Annotated in this window: 16 protein-coding genes; all 16 read right to left on the reverse strand. The window is 36.8% G+C overall.

Annotated features, from left to right (window positions below; translation table 11 throughout):
* Positions 1-23: 23 nt before the first annotated feature.
* Positions 24-2,276: a copper-translocating P-type ATPase gene (locus H6571_22140; GenBank protein ID MCB9326455.1), complete on the reverse strand. Its 2,253-nt coding sequence runs from the start codon at positions 2,274-2,276 to the stop codon at positions 24-26.
* Positions 2,277-2,366: 90 nt separating this feature from the next.
* Positions 2,367-2,936, reverse strand: coding sequence for a helix-turn-helix domain-containing protein (locus H6571_22145; protein ID MCB9326456.1), 570 nt, complete (start codon positions 2,934-2,936; stop codon positions 2,367-2,369).
* Positions 2,937-2,938: 2 nt separating this feature from the next.
* Complete coding sequence (locus H6571_22150; protein ID MCB9326457.1) at positions 2,939-4,243, reverse strand: NAD(P)/FAD-dependent oxidoreductase; 1,305 nt, start codon at positions 4,241-4,243, stop codon at positions 2,939-2,941.
* Positions 4,244-4,276: 33 nt separating this feature from the next.
* Entirely contained in the window at positions 4,277-4,876 is a 600-nt protein-coding gene (locus H6571_22155; protein MCB9326458.1) for a helix-turn-helix domain-containing protein, read from the reverse strand.
* On the reverse strand, positions 4,873-5,073 hold the full coding sequence (locus H6571_22160; GenBank protein ID MCB9326459.1) for a hypothetical protein: 201 nt from the start codon (positions 5,071-5,073) through the stop codon (positions 4,873-4,875). The genes H6571_22155 and H6571_22160 overlap by 4 nt, the downstream gene beginning before the upstream one ends.
* A gap of 37 nt (positions 5,074-5,110) precedes the next feature.
* Entirely contained in the window at positions 5,111-7,153 is a 2,043-nt protein-coding gene (locus H6571_22165; protein MCB9326460.1) for a T9SS type A sorting domain-containing protein, read from the reverse strand.
* Between the two features lie 29 nt (positions 7,154-7,182).
* Positions 7,183-7,869: a hypothetical protein gene (locus H6571_22170; protein MCB9326461.1), complete on the reverse strand. Its 687-nt coding sequence runs from the start codon at positions 7,867-7,869 to the stop codon at positions 7,183-7,185.
* A gap of 210 nt (positions 7,870-8,079) precedes the next feature.
* Entirely contained in the window at positions 8,080-10,104 is a 2,025-nt protein-coding gene (locus H6571_22175; protein ID MCB9326462.1) for a copper-translocating P-type ATPase, read from the reverse strand.
* A gap of 86 nt (positions 10,105-10,190) precedes the next feature.
* Positions 10,191-10,718, reverse strand: coding sequence for a heavy-metal-associated domain-containing protein (locus H6571_22180; protein MCB9326463.1), 528 nt, complete (start codon positions 10,716-10,718; stop codon positions 10,191-10,193).
* Positions 10,699-11,007, reverse strand: a complete 309-nt coding sequence (locus tag H6571_22185; protein ID MCB9326464.1) for a hypothetical protein — start codon at positions 11,005-11,007, stop codon at positions 10,699-10,701. The genes H6571_22180 and H6571_22185 overlap by 20 nt, the downstream gene beginning before the upstream one ends.
* Before the next feature lie 20 nt (positions 11,008-11,027).
* Positions 11,028-12,836, reverse strand: a complete 1,809-nt coding sequence (locus H6571_22190; protein MCB9326465.1) for an efflux RND transporter periplasmic adaptor subunit — start codon at positions 12,834-12,836, stop codon at positions 11,028-11,030.
* Between the two features lie 69 nt (positions 12,837-12,905).
* Positions 12,906-14,138 (reverse strand): TolC family protein, encoded by a 1,233-nt coding sequence (locus H6571_22195; protein MCB9326466.1) that lies wholly within the window; start codon positions 14,136-14,138, stop codon positions 12,906-12,908.
* Between the two features lie 68 nt (positions 14,139-14,206).
* Positions 14,207-17,878: an efflux RND transporter permease subunit gene (locus H6571_22200; GenBank protein MCB9326467.1), complete on the reverse strand. Its 3,672-nt coding sequence runs from the start codon at positions 17,876-17,878 to the stop codon at positions 14,207-14,209.
* 260 nt (positions 17,879-18,138) lie between these two features.
* Positions 18,139-18,609, reverse strand: a complete 471-nt coding sequence (locus H6571_22205; GenBank protein ID MCB9326468.1) for a hypothetical protein — start codon at positions 18,607-18,609, stop codon at positions 18,139-18,141.
* A gap of 337 nt (positions 18,610-18,946) precedes the next feature.
* A complete protein-coding gene (locus H6571_22210) occupies positions 18,947-20,347 on the reverse strand; it encodes a hypothetical protein (protein MCB9326469.1) in 1,401 nt (466 codons plus the stop codon).
* Positions 20,348-20,404: 57 nt separating this feature from the next.
* Positions 20,405-21,853: a 30S ribosomal protein THX gene (locus H6571_22215; GenBank protein ID MCB9326470.1), complete on the reverse strand. Its 1,449-nt coding sequence runs from the start codon at positions 21,851-21,853 to the stop codon at positions 20,405-20,407.
* Between the last annotated feature and the right edge of the window lie 8 nt (positions 21,854-21,861).

Here is a 21,861-nt window from a genome sequence, read left to right on the forward strand (position 1 = left end):
TAATTTTTTTCTTTGAAATTTAATTATAATTTGCTTGCTTTTAAACGAAGGCTATTGGCTACCACCGAAACTGAACTAAATGCCATGGCTCCCCCGGCGATCATAGGATCAAGCAAAAATCCATTTATCGGATACAACAGGCCCGCTGCTATTGGAATTCCTATGAGGTTGTAAATAAAAGCCCAGAATAGATTTTGACGGATATTCAAAACGGTTCTTTTTGATAATTCCAGTGCTTTGGGTATAACACCTAAATCGGAGGTGATCAAGGTCATTTTGGCTACATCCATTGCAATATCGGAACCATGTCCCATGGCGATACTTACATCTGCCTGGGCTAAGGCATGAGAATCGTTAATTCCATCACCGACCATGGCAACTATTTTCCCCTTCTCCTGAAGATCCTTTATAAATTCTGCTTTGCCTGAAGGAAGTACCTCTCCTTGGTAATTTTTTAAGTTGACTTGGTCGGCTACTGCTCGGGCCGTTTCTCTATTATCTCCAGTGAGCATAAAGATTTCTATTCCCCTGTTTTGGAGTGTTTGAATGGCCTGCTTTGAAGAAGGTTTGATTTTGTCTGAAATGGCCAGGATTCCTAATGCTTTTATTTGAGTTGCAAAAAAGATTACCGTTTTTGCTTTTGATCGCCATTCTGAAGCTTTTTCCAAAAGCAAATTTGATATAGCTACTCCATGTTCACCCAGAAGCCCGGTATTACCAACCAAATAATTGGTGCCTGATTTATCTCTTGCTTCAATACCTCTTCCTGTAATACTATTGAAATCCATTAAGTCTGCTTGCTGCACACCCTCTCCTTTGAGCTTTTGAACCACTGCTTCGGCCAACGGATGTTCAGATTGTGATTCCATCGCCAACAAAATCGGTTTAAGTTGATCAGCCTGATTTTGATCTTCCCAAAACATATCCGTAACAGTGGGTTTTCCTTCCGTGATGGTTCCTGTTTTATCTAAAACGATGACGTTTACTTTATGACTTAACTCCAGGCTTTCAGCATCTTTTATCAGGATGTTATTTTCGGCGCCTTTACCAACTCCGACCATTATGGCGGTAGGTGTTGCCAGACCAAGAGCACATGGGCAGGCAATAACTAAAACAGTTACGGAGGTTAAAATGGCATGGCTAAAGGCATTTTCTCCTCCAATTATCATCCAGGAAATAAAAGTAATTACAGCAATCCCCATTACAACAGGCACAAACACTCCTGCTATCTTGTCAACTAACTTTTGAACCGGAGCTTTACTTCCCTGAGCTTCCTGAACCATTTTAATAATTTGTGACAACAATGTTTCTCCCCCTACTTTTTCTGCCGTAATACGAAAACTTCCTTTTTGATTGATCGTCCCGGCAAATACTTTCTCTCCTTCTATTTTTTTAACAGGAACAGGTTCCCCTGATATCATGCTTTCATCCACATAGGAGCGTCCTTGAATCACTTCACCATCCACAGGAACTTTTTCTCCCGGTCGGACAATGATTTCGTATCCTTTTTGCACCGAAGCAATAGGCATGTCTACTTCCTTACCATCTATGATGGCTTTTAAGGATTTGGGCTGAAGCCCCATCAAATTTTTAATGGCGGAAGAAGTGTTGGATTTAGCTTTCTCTTCCAGTAATTTTCCTAAAGAAATAAAAGTGATGATCACCGTAGCTGCTTCATAATACACATGGGGTTGTATTCCACGGCTTAACCAAAATTCAGGAAAAACAGTATTGAAAAAACTAAATAAAAACGCAATCCCGGTACTTAAAGCTACAAGGGTATCCATATTAGCTTTACCGTGCCTGGCTTGTTTATAAGCATTGATAAAGAAGTAACGTCCAAACCAGAATAAAACGGGAATGGTCAACGCCAATGAGATCCACCTTCCTGCCTCCCACTCCATAAAGAACATACCGATTATAAAAACCGGCAATGTTAAAATGGCGGAGGATTTAGTCCGCTGCTTTATCTCATTATAATGTTTTAATTGTAACAATTGCTGCACTTCAGCCGGATCATCTTCATCGATGATCAGATCATACCCCACAGACCTAAGTGCATTTTGCAGATCATTGGTTGTAATAGTAGGTTCATATTCTACAAGTACTGAACTGCTGGCAAAATTTACACTTGCATTGGCAACACCTTCTGTTTGGTTAAGAATGGATTCCACACTGGAAGCACAAACGGCACAAGTCATACCTGTTACAGGAAAAGTATTTTTTACGGATTTGTCAGCCTTTTTTTTATTTGTCAGTACATCTGTAGAAATCATTGTGGATATTATTTTTTTAATCCTACAAAATTGGGCAATACTTCACTAATAAGTATTACAGTATTTTGACAAAGGGTTTCAAAGTTTTGTTCAGATCTTATCTAAAGATTTGTGTTGGGGATCCCTGTTTTTTTTGAAAGCGGTAGGTGTCATGCCTGTTTCTTTTTTGAACTGTGAGGATAGATAGGCCACACTACTATAATTCATTAGAAAGGAAATTTCAGATAAAGTCAGTTCATCATAAAACAAAAATCCCTTAACCCTTTCAATCTTTTGAAGGGTAATAAACCGTTCAATAGTGATGCCTTCCACAGAGGAGAACAATCGACTTAAGTGGCTATAATTATAGTGCAACCGTTCCGAAAGAAAAACAGAAAAATTAACAGCTAAAGGTTCTTTGCTATAATGTATCTGATCAATAATCAGTGTTTTAATTGTTGAAATAAGGATATCGGTAGCAGGCCCTAATAGCTCAAATCCTAAAGGTTCTATTTTTTCACTCAATGCCGTTCGTTGTTGGCTGTCAAGTGCCTGAGGTAAATATACTTTTCCTAGCTCCACTTTAATGAAAGGAATATCCAATCTGTTAAATACCTCTTTTATCGCCATGATACACCGGGGGCAGACCATATTTTTTATATGTACTTTGAATTGCTGCATGATTAATTTTTTTGATGGGTATTGTTGGTTTTAAAGGGTCTCATTATAATTCGGTTTCCTTTTTCAAAACTAAAATAACTTATAGCCCAGTTAATGCTCACCAATAATTTATTTCTGAAACCACTTATCGACATCAGATGTACAATGGACCATATCAGCCAGGCAAAATATCCTGCGAATTTGAATTTACCCAAATCCGCGACAGCCCTTCTTTTTCCAATGGTAGCAAGTGAGCCTTTATCTTTGTATTTAAACGGTTTCAATGCTTTTCCATGGATTAGGTTTATTAATGTTTCAGCAAGATGTGTGCCCTGCTGAATGGCTACTTGAGCAACTTGAGGATGCCCGTTAGCATTCCCTTGTGTAGCTACTGTTGAAACATCACCAATAACAAATACGTTTTCGTATCCTTCAATTTTGAGAAATTCATTTGTTTTTATTCGGTTTCCTTTCTCCACAAACATGTTATCTATCCCGGCTGGAAATTGCCCTTTTACTCCGGCGGTCCATATAAGGTTTTTTGCAATGATTTTTTTCTCATTTTTAGTTGTAACGGTCGTGCCGTCATAGTCAACTACTGTTTCGTTGAGTAATACTTCTACATTAAGATCCTTTAAATACTTCAGGGTCTTTGTCGAAGCATTTTCAGACATAGAAGACAATAATTTATCCGATGCTTCAATCAAATAAATATTCATAATAAAAGCAGGATATTCCGGATAATCCTTGGGTAAAATGTAGTGACAAAATTCAGCCAGGGCGCCTGCTGTTTCAATACCTGCAGGCCCCCCTCCCACTACGACAAAATTAGTCAGTGCATCTCTTTCTTCTTCATTACAAGTGATGGCAGCTTGTTCCAGGTTTTGCAACATTTTATGGCGAATGTTTAAGGAGTCCCGAATATCTTTGAGTCCTAAACTGTGATCTTCAACTTTTTTCATGCCGAAAAAGTTGGTTTCTGTCCCTGTTGCAATCACCAGGAAGTCATATGTCAAAAGCCCTTTATCAGTCAAAACAGAAGTGGTCGACGTTTGAATCTCAAGTACTTCTGCCAATCGAAAAATTACGTTTTTGTATCCTCTCAATTGTTTTCTAAAAGGAAAAACGATACTATCCGGTTCCAATGCACTGGTGGCTACCTGGTAAAAAAGAGGTTGAAATTGATGAAAATTGTTTCGATCTATTAATACAATTTGTAAATCCTGATTTTTTAGCTTTTCCACTAGAGCCAACCCAGCAAAACCTCCGCCAATAACCACTACCCTTGGAAATTCAGATTCTGGTAAACATATGGTTTCTTTCACCATACAAGAGGTCTCAATTTTTGATTTATTATACACTTATCGGTTATTTATAATGATTTTATTTTGTGGCAACCTATTCCTCAATTTGTGGACTTTATAAAAGCTCATGGTCGTACCTGTATAATTTTTAAATTGTTTACACAGATGTTGAACACTTCTATACCCCAGATGGTAGGCTATTTCTGAAAAATTCATTTCATCATATTCCACTAATTCTTTTACTTTTTCCATTCTTACTAATGCAAAGTATCGTTCAATTGTAACGGATTCCCGATGCGAAAATGTTTTGCTCAAATAGAAATAGCTTTTGTGGAATTTTCTACTCAAGAAATCAGATAGGTTACAGTCCATAATTAAAGGTAAATCATTAACCAACCCACGAATGGTTAATTTGATTTGGTCAACTAAAAAAACCTCTTTGTCTTTGATCAAATCAAAACCATCTTCCCTTAGCGCTTTTCTAAGGCTATCAAATTCAAATTGGTTTTGGTTTTGATAACATGAAATAACAGCTTTCCCAAGCGTAAGCTCAAGCACCAGATAACCAGAATCTTCCAAGGTTTGTCTGACAACCTTGATACATCTGGTACAGATCATATCTTTGATAAATAAAACCTTTTCTTGTTGTATACTCATAATGTTAAATTTGATATTAACTTTTGCTGATACTCTGAGATTAATTCTTTTTTAACACGAAATACATACTTTAAGGCATTGCCTTTGCGATAAATCACTTGTCCTTTTACAAATTGCTCCATATTGGGAAATTCCACTCTCTTTTTATGTTTTCTTCTCTTGGCAGCCTTGTAAGTATTTTCTTCCATATAACTCATGTAATAGCTTTTGAGTAGTCCAAATTAAAAGGCAGTTTTAATGTCTGATCACAACCTTTTTTGTTTTGAAGTGCTTTCCAATATTCAATGACAAATAATATAATCCCTCTGGCAGCCCCTCTGCAGGTATTGTAATTAGGTGGTGCCCTGAATCATACTTTTGGGGGTTAATAACATTGACCTCTTTTCCAAGCGCATTGAACAGGGTTCCAAAAATCATTAGAGGCTCCTCAATATTAAACTCCAGGTTTAATCGGCCAGAAACAGGATTAGGGTAGGTTTTATAATTTAAGTGCTCAGGAAAGTTATCTTCGATTGCCACAGGTGTATCTCCATTACCAATATAAAGATCATCGATATAAAGTTTATTCCCCCCATCTGTCACATTCACAATTTTGACTTCAACATAGGTTTCGGTTTTAAAATTGTTTAGAATGATGAATGCATCTTTCCATTGGGTAGAATCAGGAATAAAGGGAGTGGTTTGTGTCGGACCAGTAACCAAACCACTGCCTGATCTGTAAAAAACCTGGGAATAAGTATTCCCACAGTTCGAAGAAAGTAAAACAATTAATTCATCTGAATAACTTGGGTCAGACCTTGCGTATGCCCATTTAAAAGACATGAAAAGCAGGTTTCCTGTGTTTGAAGAAAAGTCTAATTTTGGCAACACCATTTCATCAACGGTTCCATAATTTGTATTTTCTAAATTATTGATACTCATTGAATAATTACTCGAAGTAAAAGCCAAAGAATCCAATTGCCAGGTAATTTCTCCATCAGGGTTATTTATGGAAATGCCGGCAGGAGGATAAAGACCGCTATCAAAATTTTCACTAAAAGGCAAATCAGCCCCCACTCCAGGAGCATTTACACTAATATAATTTTCCTTAATAAGGGTATCCGAAGTGTTGGCATTTGAAACAATAAGCATCACATCATAATTACCAATAGATTCGTAATTAACGACAGGGTTTTGTTCATTGGAAAAACCGGGGTTTCCGCCAGGGAATTCCCATTGCCAATTGGTCACATCATTTAATGAAATATCAGAAAATCTTACACTATTACCGATGCAAATATCTTTGGTAAGAGTTGCAAAGTCCGCTAGAACCGGGCATATAGCGGGTGAGATATAAATTGAATCATAACCTGTGTTAATTAGATTTTCATCGGTCCAAATTTCAGTTCGAATAGCATTTAAGGAGCTTTGCATTCTCATTTTTTGACCACTCGTAAACATGTTTTTACAACTCCCGGGTGTATAATCCATGTAATTTTCTTTCTGGTCATTTAAATCAGGGAGATCGTTGTCACAAGTATTTAGCGTAATGCAAGAGTAATTGGGTTCAAAGGTTGGAGGCGTATCACAAACATAATCACCATCAGTACATACATCCTGACCACATGAATTATTGAAGGTATGGTAAACACCAAGCCAATGACCTACTTCATGGGTAAGTGTCCTACCTGGAAAACCGTTTGCTGATCCTGTATTGCCAAAATAATTATGCTGCACAACAACGCCATCTTCATCTGGTGGCCCACCCGGAAAAGAAGCATAACCGGCTACGTTTCCATTTATACTTTTTACAATATAAACATTCAGATACCTCGTGTTATCCCAAAAACTCAGCTCCTTTAATAATGGGCGCTGATAGCTTTGGTGATTGGTTAATGAAGAATTAACCCTTACAATGCCGTTTGTACATTTTCCTTCCGGGTTTAAATTGGCCAGGAAAAACCGCACATTGGTATCCACTCCTTCTCCATCTCCATTGGTGCCTGCCATTTTGCCAAAGTCTTCGTTTAGAATTTGAATCTGGCTTTGAATTTGTAATTCTGAAATATTTTCGTTTCCACCATTATGAATGACGTGAACAACAACAGGGATGATTTTTATTGAATCTGTATTACGCTCGCCGGATTCAATTTGATTAATACCGTTTTGAATTTTATGTTTAATCTCTTCCAGGTTGTTCTGGTTAAAATATTGATCAAAGTAACAGGGTCTAATTTCCTGAGCAACCCCAAATTTTGCAGTCAAAAAAAGCAAAAGCAGCAATATTGTTTTTTTCATAATTCCGATTTGATTAAAGTTGCCTGGTTTTAATGAGTATGAGCTCCTGTTTCCAGAAAAGCTCCCTTAGCTCCTACACCTTCTATATGAATTAACTGGGCTCCGTAATGCCCGGCTTCGCTGACAAAATAGGCGGAAGAAATAAGCGCAATGGCCACAAAAATTTCAAGCCATAATTTTCGTTTCAAAAAAAAGTGACTAATAGACTTTAGAACAACCGCAAAAAAGGCACTCCAAAGCGTATAATCTGCAAACCATTCATGCTTGTCTAATACCCAGGCCGCAGTTTCAGATAATCCATTTGTATGTGGGTGTACATACCTTCCGGCTACATAAGCACCTAATAGTCCGGCAGTTGCCAAACCCAGGGTAACCCAACTAAGCTGTTCTTTAAAAACGAAAAAGCTGATTATTTGAAACAAAGCAGCAAACAACAATAACACAATGGGAAAATGTACAACCATAGGATGTAAAGTCGGAAAGCTTTCAAATGAAGCCTTTTCTTTAACTATTGCATCAGCATGATGAGTATCAGGTTCTCCATGAACGTGGCCAGCATCTTCTATGTGTACTTGTATAGAGGACGCTTCTCCCATAGAATCATTTTGAATTTGTTCCTGCGATTCATTGTCCTTTTTGTGTCCTTCCTCTCCGTGTGCATTTGCAGAAAAACTTAAAAGGAAAAGGCTTGCTGTGATTATCAGTACTTTTTGCATTTTTATGATTTTATTTGATAAAAGACCATAATCTGTTTCTAATTATTTGCTATTAAAAAAAGTGATTGATAAGACTCTGGTAAATGCCTCCAATAATTATTGAGCCTACCAGAAGAATTAAAAAGTAGTTGTACATTTTTTTCATCAATGAAGGAGGGTTATCTCCCGTTTGGCAACACTTTTTCATATTTAAATTTGATATTATCCAGGTTATCTTAATTTCAATTTCAACAACTGGGCATTAATGGCCACTATCACTGTACTTAAAGACATTAATACGGCTCCAATGGCAGGGGTTAAAACGAAAGCCGGGTATAAGACTCCTGCTGCCAGGGGAATTGCAATGACATTATATCCGGTAGCCCAAATCAGGTTTTGAACCATTTTCCAGTAAGTAGCTTTTCCAAATAATATCAGGTTGGAAATATCTTTTGGGTTGCTGTTGACCAATATAATATCAGCGGTTTCATTGGCTACATCCGTACCCGATCCTATTGCAATGCCTATATCTGCTTTGGCCAATGCAGGTGCATCATTTACACCATCTCCTGTCATGGCAACGATGTGTCCTTTGCTTTTTAAGTCGTCAATAATTTCTACCTTTTGATGGGGTAAAACTTCTGCAAAATAACCATCAAGTTTCAGTGACTCACTGACCGCTTTGGCCACTATCTTATTATCTCCGGTAGCCATGAAAACTTTAATATTATTCTTTTGTAAGGTTTTGACTGCTTGTTCAGATTCTGCTCTGATCTCATCGGCCAATCCAATAAATCCAGCCAGGACATCATCAATAATTATGAAGATGACGGTTTCGGCTGCATTCAAATAGGCATCGGACGGAAGGCTGATTTTGTTTTCTTCCAGAAATTTAGGACTAACCACTTTAACTTGCTTTCCTTTTATCGTGCCTTTAACCCCTCTTGCTGTAATAGATTCGAAATTGTCAACCTGAGGAATATCCAAAGCTTCATTTTTGGCGTATCTTACAATGCTTTGTGCAATGGGATGTTCTGAATTTTGTTCCAGGGCGGCGGCCATTTGAATTAGTTGAACTTTGTCGTGATCAGTTGATTTTGATTCGATTCTGGTTACACCAAACTCCCCTTTTGTCAATGTTCCGGTTTTGTCAAATACAATGGCTGATATTTTCCTGGAATCTTCGAAAGCCGTTCTGTTCCTGATCAGTAAACCATTTTTTGCCGAAATGGAAGTGGAGATGGCCACTACCAGCGGGATGGCTAATCCAAGGGCATGAGGACAGGCGATAATCAAAACCGTTACCATCCTTTCCAAGGCAAAAACAAATGGCTTGCCATCTAATAGCCAATAGGTAAGCGTTACCCCTCCGGCAATAATAGCAATATAGGTAAGCCACTTAGCAGCTTTATTAGCTAGGTTTTGGGTTTTGGATTTAGAAGCCTGTGCTTCTTTAACCATTTTAATCACGTTGCTCAAATAAGAATCTTCCCCTGTTTTTTCAACTCTTACGTTTAACGACGAACTTCCAATAATAGACCCTCCAATCAGGTAATCATTTTCCTTTTTCTCTATGGGTTTTGATTCCCCTGTGAGCATTGATTCATTGACATAAGTGGTACCCTTTACTACTTTCCCGTCGGCAGGGACTTTTTCATTGGCTTTTATGAGAATGATATCTCCTTTTTTTAAATTTTGAGTAGCCACATCTTCCATTTCACCATCCTCTCGAATAATATGTGCCACACTTGGCATTAGGTCTGCTAATTTTTCAAGTGCTTTGGAGGCCCCTAAAATAGATTTCATTTCTATCCAATGTCCCAATAACATGATCACGATTAGCGTCGCCAATTCCCAAAAAAATGTTTTACCCCCAAGTCCAAAAGTTACGGCTGCACTATAGGCATAGGCCGTAATGATAGCTAAGGAGATCAGGGTCATCATCCCTGGGGTTTTTCCTTTTACTTCATTAAAAAATCCTTTCAAAAAAGGAAAGCCTCCATAGAAAAAAACAATACTTGACAATAGAAAAACCACTAAATCCCGGCCTGTAAAATCAAATTGGTATCCTAACAATTCCTGGATCATGGGCGCCAGAATAACAATAGGAATGCACAAAATAAGTGATACCCAAAATCGTTTTTTAAAATCTTCAATCATCATTCTATGATGATCATGCCCTGAGGCACCCATGGATGGGTTACCATGACTTCCGTGATTATTCATCTTATGATGTTGGTGTTGTGAATGGTCCATTCTTATTTCAATTGTGGTTAATTAATATCCCAATGCTTAAAGCTGGAGAGGGGAGTTTCCTCCTCCTCTCCGCAATGGACGTAAGTTTATGCTTTGGCTCGATCATATTGGCAACAGCCAGGTAAATTGGTGTATACTTCCTCTTTCGCTTGAAATTTATCAGTATCGTGACCAACATCAGCTATTTTCTTTTTGATTTCGTCCAGGCTGATAACTTCATTATCGAATTGGACAGCCATCATTTTGGTATCTACATCCCAGTCAGCTGATTGAATCCCTTTTACATTTTTAAGTGCCCCTTCAATTCTGTTTTCACACATACCGCAATTTCCATAAACTTTGAAAGATGCTTTTTGTCCATTGAAACTAGATGTCATCGCTGCTCCTGTGATTTCATCAATTGAACTGGAAGCGTTATCTACCTTTGATGTTGATGACTCACAACTAGCTCCCTTTTTCGCCTTTGAACCACAACAACCTTGAGCGTTTACAGAAAAACCCATAAGTACGAGTGCCAATACACTCAGTGAAATTTTTAAATAATTCATTTTAAATTGTTTTTTAGTTAAATAATGTTTTTTAATAAATTGATTCCTAATGACTGTGACCATCATGATCATCTTTATCAATTAATTCTAAATCCATACCGCATTTCGAGCACTTGTCCCCTTCTTTCCCTTTAATATCAGGATGCATAGGACAAGCATGCGTCTCAGTCATATCGCCTTTCATTTCGGTGCCATCCTGGTGATCAGCATGTTCATGGTCGGCATCATTCATTTCCATTTTGTCGTGTGAATGGTCATCATGACCGTCGCTGGCATTACTTCCTCCACAAGAAGAAAGACTAATTGTAATTGCGATTAACGCAATAAAAAATGCACTGATTTTTAAAATCTTCATGATCTATTGTTTTTATATAATTAATGATTGTGAAATTTCATAGAATTTTGAGTGGTGGAAATAGTGGTTTCCATTTCCATCGGAAAAGTTCCTGTGACACTACCGCATTTCATCATTTTGTCTCCGAAATAAGGATTTTTTATCTGTTCCTCTTTACTTATCCAATCAGCCCCTTCGTTGTTCATTGCCATAGGACAATGTTGGATATATAGCTTATCTCCGTCATACCCAAAAGCTCCCAATGTTTGAATCATCAACTGAGATAGAAAGGCAAATTGGGTTCGTTGATCTTCAACTTCGTTATTCTTTTTGATTTGCTCAACATGGCCTGTCATCCCTTCCAATTGCTCCATCCAGTACATATGTGCCTCTCCTTTTAATAAGCTCATATCAACTTTTTCAAGCTGATTCAAAAAAGCTTGAGCTGCGGTTGCAGCAATCTTAGCATCTGTGGCCACAAATCCATCTTTTAATTCGAAATAGACTTGTACCAGGCTATTTAATTGTTCTTTGAAACCTAAAGGTGTTGTCGTTGTATAATCAGGAATAGAGGAAATTATTTGGGAGTCTCCTTTCGTCGTTACCACTTTATTCATCATACTCTGCTGGTTATTGAGCTGTGCCGCTGCATCAATTGCAAAGTTTCCATGAATTACTATTTCCTCCCCTGCGACCAGACCACTTTCAAGCATATAACTATCTCCTAGAGAAGTTCCAAGTTCTACCTCTTTATACTTAAAAGAAGGAATTTCCATATCTGGCAGTTTCACATAAACGACCGAACGCTTACCGGTCCATAAAATGGCCGATTTAGGAACCATCAATTTTTCATCAGATGAAAGACTTGCTTTTATTTCCCCCCTTACGAACATTTCTGGCTTTAGAATCCCTGAGTTATTATTAATTTCAGCCCGCAAGGCAGCAACCCTGGTTTTTGGGTTGATGATAGGATCAATGTATTCAATTCGTGTTTGAAATGTTTTATTCGGAAGTACAGGAGTAGTAAATTCTACCCTGTCCCCAATTCTGATATTGGCCAGATCTTCTTCATAACCATCAAATAAGACCCATAACTTATTCAGATTGATAATATCAAATAAAACTTGCCCTGTTTTAACATAATCTCCTACAGAAATTCTACGATTTGATACTACTCCATTCATTTCTGCATAAATGGTGAAAGTCTCCATGATTTCTCCATTTTTCTCAATAGTTTCAATGTCTTTTATCGGTATTTTCCAAAATTGAAGCTTCTTTCTTGCTGCCTCAACTAAGCTCGGATTAATACTTGTAAACTTTAAAGCTTCTAATAATTCTTGTTGAGCAGCCACCAATTCCGGAGAATATATTACAGCCAACTTTTGTCCTTTTGCCACTCGTTCACCCGTAAAAGTGATGAACAGCTGTTCGATTCGACCAGGAATATGTGCGGCCTGGCTTGACGAGCGCCTTTCATCTGCCTGTATCTTACCATTTAGCAAAATTGTTTTTTCAGGATTACTCGTCTCTCCAATAATCGTCGTTTGGATATTAGCCAATTTAATAGCTTCTGTTGTCATTTCAAGTACAAGAGGATCATTGGAAGAACTGCTATTATCTAATGGGATCAACTCCATCCCACAAATGGGGCAATCCCCTGGTTCAGGTTGTTGAATTTGAGGGTGCATAGAACAGGTCCAAATGGTTGCTTTTTCCTGCGCCTCTTTAGAATGGTCATGTTGATCATTAGTTGAACTATCCATATTGGCAGAATTGAAGGCTAGGTAACCAATGCCTATTCCCACTACCATAGCAAGTAAAATAAACAATATTGATTTTGAACTTTTCATAATATTATTTTGATTCCTACCTTTGAAAGTAGGGTAAGTTTTTAAGTTAATTATTGATTCTCGACTTGATTACAATATGTATCTTTCAACAGAAACCTTGGCGATATGACTTTTCATAACAGCTTTCAGAATTTTCAAATCGTAATTGACTAAATCATTTTCCAACTGAAGCAATTCGTCGAAACTACTTCCGGAATTACTGTAAGTTTCCTGCAAAATATTAATGGCCACTTTTGTCGTAGCAATTTGTTTTTGATAGAGTTCCAGTTTTAAAACAGCATCTTCATAGTCTGCATATGCTTTTTCAATACTGGATAAAAATCTCAACTGTACATCTTCTTTACGATTCTCAAGCGCTGCGATTTTTAATTTTTCTTCCTGAGCTTTGGCTGTGTATTTTTTACGATACAGAGGTATTTTGACTTTAACTTTAGGTATCAAAATATCCCTGCCATTATTTTCTGGAAAAGCATCACTGCGTTTCCCTACCATGATGTAATCCATACCTACTCCAAAAGATGGTTTTCCGTTCAAAACATTCAGTTCAATCTCATTTTGAGCACTTTCCTGTTGAATAGAAAACATCTTTACTATCGGATGATTTTGCCTGATATTATTAGCCAAACTGTCTTTATTGAATAACATTTCAGCTCTCGAAAATCCACCTACTATCCGAACATTTACATCTACTGGTCGGCCGAGTACCTGGTTAAGCTCTGCAAGTGCTTTTGTTTTTTGATTATCAATAATTTTCAATTGCTGATCCAACTCCTGGAGTTTTATTTGTACCCGAAGGACATCAGATAGATTACCCTTTCCGCTTTCAGTTTTTATAAGCGTAAGGGATTCCAAAGCTTTGAATATCTGAATATTGCTTCGAATTATCTCCTTGCTTTCTTCTAACTCATATAATTGGAAATACGCTAATTTGACCTGATAAAATAGATTTAGTTTTGCTGCTGCAATCCGCTGGTATTTCGCCTGAGCATTGCTAAGCGCAACAACCTCCCGGGCTTCTAGCGTCCCTTTCCACGGAAACATTTGTGAAACTCCCAAGGCAATCCTTTGTGGCCCTAAACGAGTTTCCGGTGGCAATAAAAATAGCCCTAAACTCGCCTCAGGATCAGGTAATTGACTGACTTGGGGTGCTTTTTCCAAAGCGGCTAAATATTCATCTTCAAGCGCTCTAAGCTCATAGTTGTTAAGCTCTGCCACCCCCAATAATTCCTGCAGGGATTGTGCACTCATTTTTAGAGGTATAAAAAGAGATATTAAGACAAACAGAAACATATAATATTTCATGAATTTTTACTTTTTCTTACAGTGGTAATAACATTATCCAGTTCTTTTTAAAATAACTATTACCTGTTTTAACCTTTCGAAAATATTTTCAATTTAATTTCCTCCATGGAGGAATACAATACCGGTACCACAAACATTGTAATCACGGCCAACACCATTCCTCCAAAAGAAGGAATCGCCATTGGAATCATAATATCTGATCCACGACCAGAGGAGGCCAAAACCGGTAATAAAGCTAAAATTGTTGTCGCTGAAGTCATCATAGCTGGACGCACGCGCCGTTTCCCTCCCTCAATTACAGCAGCTCTAATTCCTTCGACAGAATCAGGTTTGTTTCTTTTAAAACTATCGCGCAGAAAAGTAGCCACAAGCACTCCATCATCGGTAGCTATGCCAAAAAGAGCCAAAAAGCCTACCCAAACAGCAACGCTTAAGTTCAATGTATGAACCCCTAGTAAGTCTCTCATATTCGTCCCCAGAACTGAAAAATCAAGAAACCATGGCTGCCCGTAAAGCCAAATCATGATAAACCCTCCAGCAAAGGCTACAAATACGCCCGAAAATACCATGGAAGTGACCAGCACCGACTTAAATTCAAAATACAGAATCAAAAAGATAATGAGTAAGGCAATCGGCACCACAATACTAAGGCGCTTACTCGCCCTTTCCTGTTGCTCAAAGTTCCCGGCAAATTTGTAACTAATTCCTGGAGGCACTTCTAACGTACCTGATTGAATTATTGATGAGAAGTAATCCTGTACCTCATTAACAACTTCCACTTCTGAATATCCGGGTTCCTTATCGAAAAGTACATAACCTACCAAAAAGCCATCTTCACTTTTTATGGATTGTGGACCTTGAACGAAATGGGTCTTAACCAATTCTCCTAACTGTATTTGTCCACCTGATTTAGATGGTAACAAGACTTTATTTATTGCGTCAGGATCATCACGTAATTCCCGAGGATATCGAATTCGAACGGGATACCTTTCTCTACCCTCAACTGTTTCAGTCATCTTCATTCCCCCTACCGCTGCCTGGATATATTGCTGAACCTGGTTGACTGTTAAACCATGACGGCTGATAGCATTCCTATCTATTTCTAACTCTAAATATGGTTTCCCAACTATTCGGTCAGCAAAAACGGCAACATCTTTAACGCCATTTACATCCTTGAGATATTTCTCCAATTTGATACCAAAGTCTTCTATGGTTTTTAAATCTGAGCCATAGACCTTTATACCCATGGGGGCCCGCATGCCTGTCTGAAGCATCACCAGGCGGGTTTCGATGGGTTGCAATTTTGGAGCGGAAGTAACACCTGGTAGTCTTGTTACTTTTACTATCTCATTCCAAATATCATCAGGGTTTTTGATGTGATCCCTCCATTGCCTGAAATACTGTCCCCGGTCATCCTGGATTAATTCATTGTTTTCATCCCGAATGAACGCCCTGTTTTCGTCTACTTTGAATCGTATCCGGTGTCCATCTACATCGGTTTTGTATTCTGATTTGTACAGAATAACATTCTCATACATGGAGATGGGAGCTGGGTCGAGTGGACTTTCGACTCTTCCCAGTTTTCCAACAACTGATTCTACCTCGGGAATTGCAGTAACCGCCATATCCAAAAGCCGAACATTCTTTAGGTTTTCCTGCATACCTGAATGCGGCATGGCTGTTGGCATTAACAGAAAAGATCCCTCATCTAAAGACGGCATAAACTCTTGTCCCGTATTTTGCATAATTCTAACGCCCAAATAAACCAGGACAACGGGAATCAGTAAAAAGAGTAGTTTGATTCGCAGTAGAAAGCTTAAAATGCTTTCGTAGAAATATATGATTATGTAAAAAAATCCGATAAGTATTCCTGAAATCCCCGCAACAAAAATGAAGTTGGCGAAAACACTTTTATTTACGCCCAGTGGCATCCATTCATGAGCCAGTAAATAAGCTACCATACCTCCATAAAAGATGTTCTTAAGGATATTGAATGTTTCGACTGTTCTTTCGGATACTAATTTTTTTATTCCGATCGTGGCTAATTCCATTACGCCAATAAATATGGCCAATATTCCAAGATTCACATTGAAGGAAATAGATAACCATACACCGCCTCCAATCAATAAGAGGTTGGCAACATACCTTGTCCATTCCCTTTTGGATTTGATTGAAAAAACAGAGTGCGCCATCGCAGGCAGAATGGTTATGGCAACAATAATGGAAGCAGTTAAAGCAAATGTCTTTGTAAAGGCCAGTGGCCTAAACAATTTACCTTCGGCTGCCTCCATCGCAAATACGGGTATAAAACTCACAATCGTTGTAGCTACAGCCGTTAATACCGCTGAAGCTACCTCGATGGTTGCTTCATAAATTGAGGTCAATAAGCTTTCATCAGGGGGTGCTTCCTTCATTCGGATAAGCATACTCTCCGTAAGCACAATTCCCATGTCAACCATTGTTCCAATGGCAATGGCAATACCGGATAAGGCTACAATATTAGCATCAACACCAAAGTATCGCATAGCAATAAAAACCATTAAAACAGCAAGAGGTAACGTTCCTGAAACAAGTAAAGAAGATTTCAAATTTAGCAGCATCAAAATGACTACTATAATTGTAATAAGTATTTCAAGTGTGAGCGCTTCCTGAAGGGTGCCAAGCGTTTCATTGATTAATTGTGTCCTATCGTAAAAGGGAATAATTTTAACCTGAGACACCGTGCCATCAGCTAACGTTTTTTGTGGAAGCCCTGGTTCTATTTCTTTAATCTTTGCTTTTACATTATCGATAACCTGCATTGGGTTAGAACCATAACGGGCTACCACAACGCCTCCGGTGGCTTCCGCTCCTGATTTATCCAACGCCCCTCGTCTTGTTTCGGGCCCCAGGTGTACCCTGGCCACATCCTTAATTTTTATAGGAACATTATTATTTACGGCAACAACACTTTCTTCAATATCCTCCGTGTTTTTGATGTACCCCAAGCCTCTTACAAAATATTCCACCATATTGATCTCGAGGGTTTGTGCTCCAATGTCGAGATTACTATTTTTAACGGCAGCCATTATTTGTTCAAGATTGATATTATTAGCCTTCATGGCATCTGGATCCACATCAATCTGATACTCCCTAACATATCCTCCAATGGAGGCAACCTCTGCAACTCCATCGGCTGAAGAAAGTCCATATCTCACATAAAAATCCTGAATAGATCGCAGTTCCTGAAGATCCCAACCTCCCGTTGGGTTTCCTTCTGAATCTCTTCCTTCTAGGGTATACCAATATATCTGCCCTAAAGCAGTAGCATCAGGGCCTAATGTGGGTTGCACACCGGAAGGGAGCGTATTGGCGGGAAGGGAATTGAGTTTTTCTAAAATTCTACTTCGACTCCAATAAAAATCGACGTTGTCCTTAAAAATGACGTAAATACTGGAAAACCCGAACATGGAGTTACTTCGAATACTTTTTACTCCGGGAATTCCAAGTAACGCCGTTGTCATTGGGTAACTAATCTGATCCTCTACATCTTGTGGAGAACGTCCCATCCATTTGGTGAAAACAATTTGTTGATTTTCCCCAATATCAGGAATGGCATCTACGGCAACGGGATCACGGGGAAGCCAATTTACACCGAAATCAAAGGGTGCAGTAACTATACCCCAGCTGAGAAACATACCAAGCAGTAGCCAGGTTACAAGTTTATTCTCAAGAAAAAACCGGATAATTCTATTTAACATATAACAAATACTTTTCTAATCCATTTGACTATCCTATCAATTAAAGCTCTATCGATCAAAGTATGATCGTAAATATTTTATTATAGGTTGCCAGTTAAATTTTAATCACCACAGGTTTGTAAAGACGTGGTGACCATTTCTTGAATATCTTTCAGCAATGTTATCCTTGAAGAGGGATAATTTTAGTAAAAGATACCATAATGCGCACGGCATTAGACCCCCTCCTAAGATGTCAGGAAAGAACCACTAAAAAGTATATGTTATAAAAGGAAAGATTCGACAAGGATAGGAATATCCCTCGATATCAAAGGTGGTTTGTAGAAAGCCTGTGAAGGCGTTTCTTCTTCAAATGTGTAAGCATTATTTACAAAAAATATGCTTACATAAACAGCGACAAATTGCTGTAGCTGCGCATTCTGAATAAAATCTTGAGACTGAACCTGGTCATCAATGTCAGCTTCCACATGAAGGGTTTGGTTTTCGCAACAGTCCTTTTTTTCATTAGAACAGTCTTTCTTGTGTTCATGTTTGTGCTGATGAGTTGCATGATCCTTACTCGCATGCTCTGCTTCTTGTTGTACTTGGCAACTTTCAGCGATTCCAAACAAGGAAATGGATTGAAGTTCTCCATTACAGTAGTGCATATCAATAGAAAAACTCAATGTTGTTGCAAACATTAAGAGCGCCATGGATAAGGCTATTAAACGATATGTATTACTGATTTGATTCATTTATTTATAATACGTATTGCAAAGTTATAACTTTAGCTACAATGCAATTTACACAATTTTGTGAATAATTTATAAAATTTTGACATTACTAATTTCTAAACCCTTTGGGATTTATACTTTTTTACCTTATAATTCATGCCGATATTTACAATCTACCTTGTGAATATTCTTGTAAACTAAGGTGTCAAGTCTGGTATTCAAACAAGGGTAAGTGGAACTACTATAGTTCATTTGGAATACAATTTTAGATAGATTTAAATCGCCATAACTAAGTAACTCTTTTACCTTTTCCATCTTTTGGGAATTAATTCTTATCATAAAAAAAATTAAAACCAAGTTATGTTGAAATAAGTAGTTCTTTTACCTCTTTTAATGTTTTTGGTAATTTTTGTTTATCACTTACTTCTAATTCTACTTCGTATCGTGTGAATAAAAATAAAGGTATAGAAAATTTAAGCTTATGTTTGATTGATACATCTCCACTTCTCAGTCTTTTATTGATCTTATTAGTATCAATATGCTTACTAGAAATTTTTTCAAAATACTTTTTCAAATCTTTCAAAATATCTTCCATTTCTTCATAAGAAGTTCGATCATTTTCAACCTCATTGTCAATCTCAGGAATTATTTTTTCTATCAGATTGGTATCGATCCATTTATTTGGTTTTCTTGTAGATACCAAGGAGCTGATTTCCAACCTTATTAAATCTGTATTTGAGAGAACATCAGTTGTATTTGTTCTAATCTCTTGAATATTATTTTTTATTTCATTAATTTCCCTAATTGTGTATTGGTTTACAGTACCATAGTATTCTATTAATTTATTTAGCCACTGCTCAATTAAACCTAAATATTCAAATTCCTCTTTTGTATGATCAGATTTAAAAAGCATAGCATGTCCTAATTTCAATCTTTTCTCTGCAGCCTCAATCAAGCCTTCCTTGTCTTCGATTACAGTAATTTCTCGATTTTGTATTAAAATATTGATTTCTTTTAAATGCTTATCAGTAAGTTCTCGTAAAAAATCTAAAAGTTCTTTTCTACTTCTCATCCTCATATACGTCTCTCTCAAATATTTATTAAACTTCACTTCGCACGCAAAAATATTCATTGGAACTTTCCCTGTCAATTTCTCTTTATAAACTGTAAACATTCCAAAATCAGGCATTGCCTCAAGCCATTTTTGAAATGTTTGATACAAAAGCACCAAATCTCTCTCTTTAATATCATATTCAGGTTGATGGGGTTCAAGAAACTCTAACAATAGTAATTTATCATCATCAGTAATTTCTTTATTATCGAGCTTAATATTTTCAATTAAAAGTCTAAGAGCTGATTCAAATATGTAACCACCAACTTCTGGAGTACCAAAACTTTTATTCAAATAATCCAAATATTCTGTTACTTCTTCAAACCAATTATCTTCTCCAAAGTAATATTCTAAACAATGTGCAAAATATTGTAAATTATTAATGATTTGCCCAGGGATAAATGAATAATTTTTTTTTGAAAATTTTGGTAATGATTTAAATTTTTGATGAGTTGAACAACAATCAGGAAATTTATCATACCAGTTATTTGCCCATTCTTTGACTTGTAAAAGTAGTGGAGTGTCTGCTTTTAGCGATAAATCGGGATTAAATTCATTCAGAGGGTAACTTTTAAAAGGGTGTAAAAAAATATCCCCTCCTTCAATTTTCCATAGAGGGCCTATTTTACTTATTTTTGAAGGTTCCATTTACATTAAATTTAAAATTTACCTTGAAAGACAAATTAGCTTTGTTCTCTTTCTAATTTATTTTATCGCAGACAACAACATCCCAACTGCTGATGTTGGCTTTTGATTATCAAATAAAATTCTTGCAACTATTCCATTCCCTAAACATCTCTCCTCATTTTTATATTTTATTAAAATTGCTTGATTCTTGAATGTAAATATTCCGTGACTACTTCCACTATATTCTTTTATTCTTTGAGTTTGTTTTGTCGTTAACCAATTTGCTTCTGCTCCAAAAGCATTGAATATTCCAATTAATTTATCAAAGTCAATACAAAGGCTAATTCTTATTCTGTCAAAAATAATGTTGATCGTATCTTTTATTCCAAATGGTTTTGAAAAAATTGGTTGAACAGTCGGAATTGAAATTAATCGAATATAGTTTGTAACTGGATAATTTTTACCTGTGAATTGTTTTATTAATGCCTCCAATATATATTTACCTTTAAACTTATGCTCATGCGAATAAGCTCCAATTAATACGCAATCTTCAATAACATTGTAGGCATGGTGTTCCCTATTGCATTTCTCAATCAACTCAATCAATTCCATATGATAATCTTCGTAAGGAAATTCCGAATCGAGTAATTTCATTTCGACTCCTCTTAATGGGTCAATACCTTTATCATTCTTAATTAACTTTACAACTCTATTTCCTTTCTCTATCTGTCTAAACATTCGTTTTACTTGTTTCCCCATTTTTTTATCCTTAACCACACTATCTATCTCCTCGATAGATTTTTTATTTTTTTTGAGGTTATCTATTATTTTTTTTGCTTCAATATTTTTTTGTCCTTCTTTCATTTCTATAAGTTGTACAAAATCTTCTCCCTTATATAAGATATCTCCAATTTGAATGAAATTTGTAATATCGGCGATTAAAGCAAATTCTAATGGATTGTTTTCGTTAATTTCATCCACTTTCCTAATAACTGAACCTAGATTAGATGTCGATAAAGTTGGAGGGAGTTCTTCAAGATACAACCTTCTGATTAAATGAGTCGCTCCTCCCAAAATCGTACAACCAATTGCACTTCCTATGCTTCTTAAAACATTAGTTTTAAATTTTGAAAAATTAATTTTTTGCCGGACTTTCTTTTCAAAATCCTTTTTTCTTTCCCTACGGTATTCTTTTAATTTAATTTTGAGAGATTCTTGATCTTTTTCAATTTCAAGTATTTCAAATATTATTAACTGTTGAGCGATAGCCCACCCTTCATGACATTTTTTAAAAAAGATCTCTGTTTTTAATTTATTTACCCCTATTTCTTCAACTTTTATTTTTGAATTCTTCATTCCAAATAAAAAAGCAAAAAAAGAGATTTGTCTAATGGTTTTCTCGAATCCTTTTTTATCATCAACTGTTCCTCGAGAATTTGTATTTTTTTTCTTTGGCTTAGGCCAGTGCTTCCCATAGCTTCCATTATGTATTTTGCCCTTCCTTGTTTTTAAATCACCTTTCCCCATGTTTTTAA

The organism is Lewinellaceae bacterium (genome assembly GCA_020636105.1).
GTDB lineage: Bacteria > Bacteroidota > Bacteroidia > Chitinophagales > Saprospiraceae > BCD1.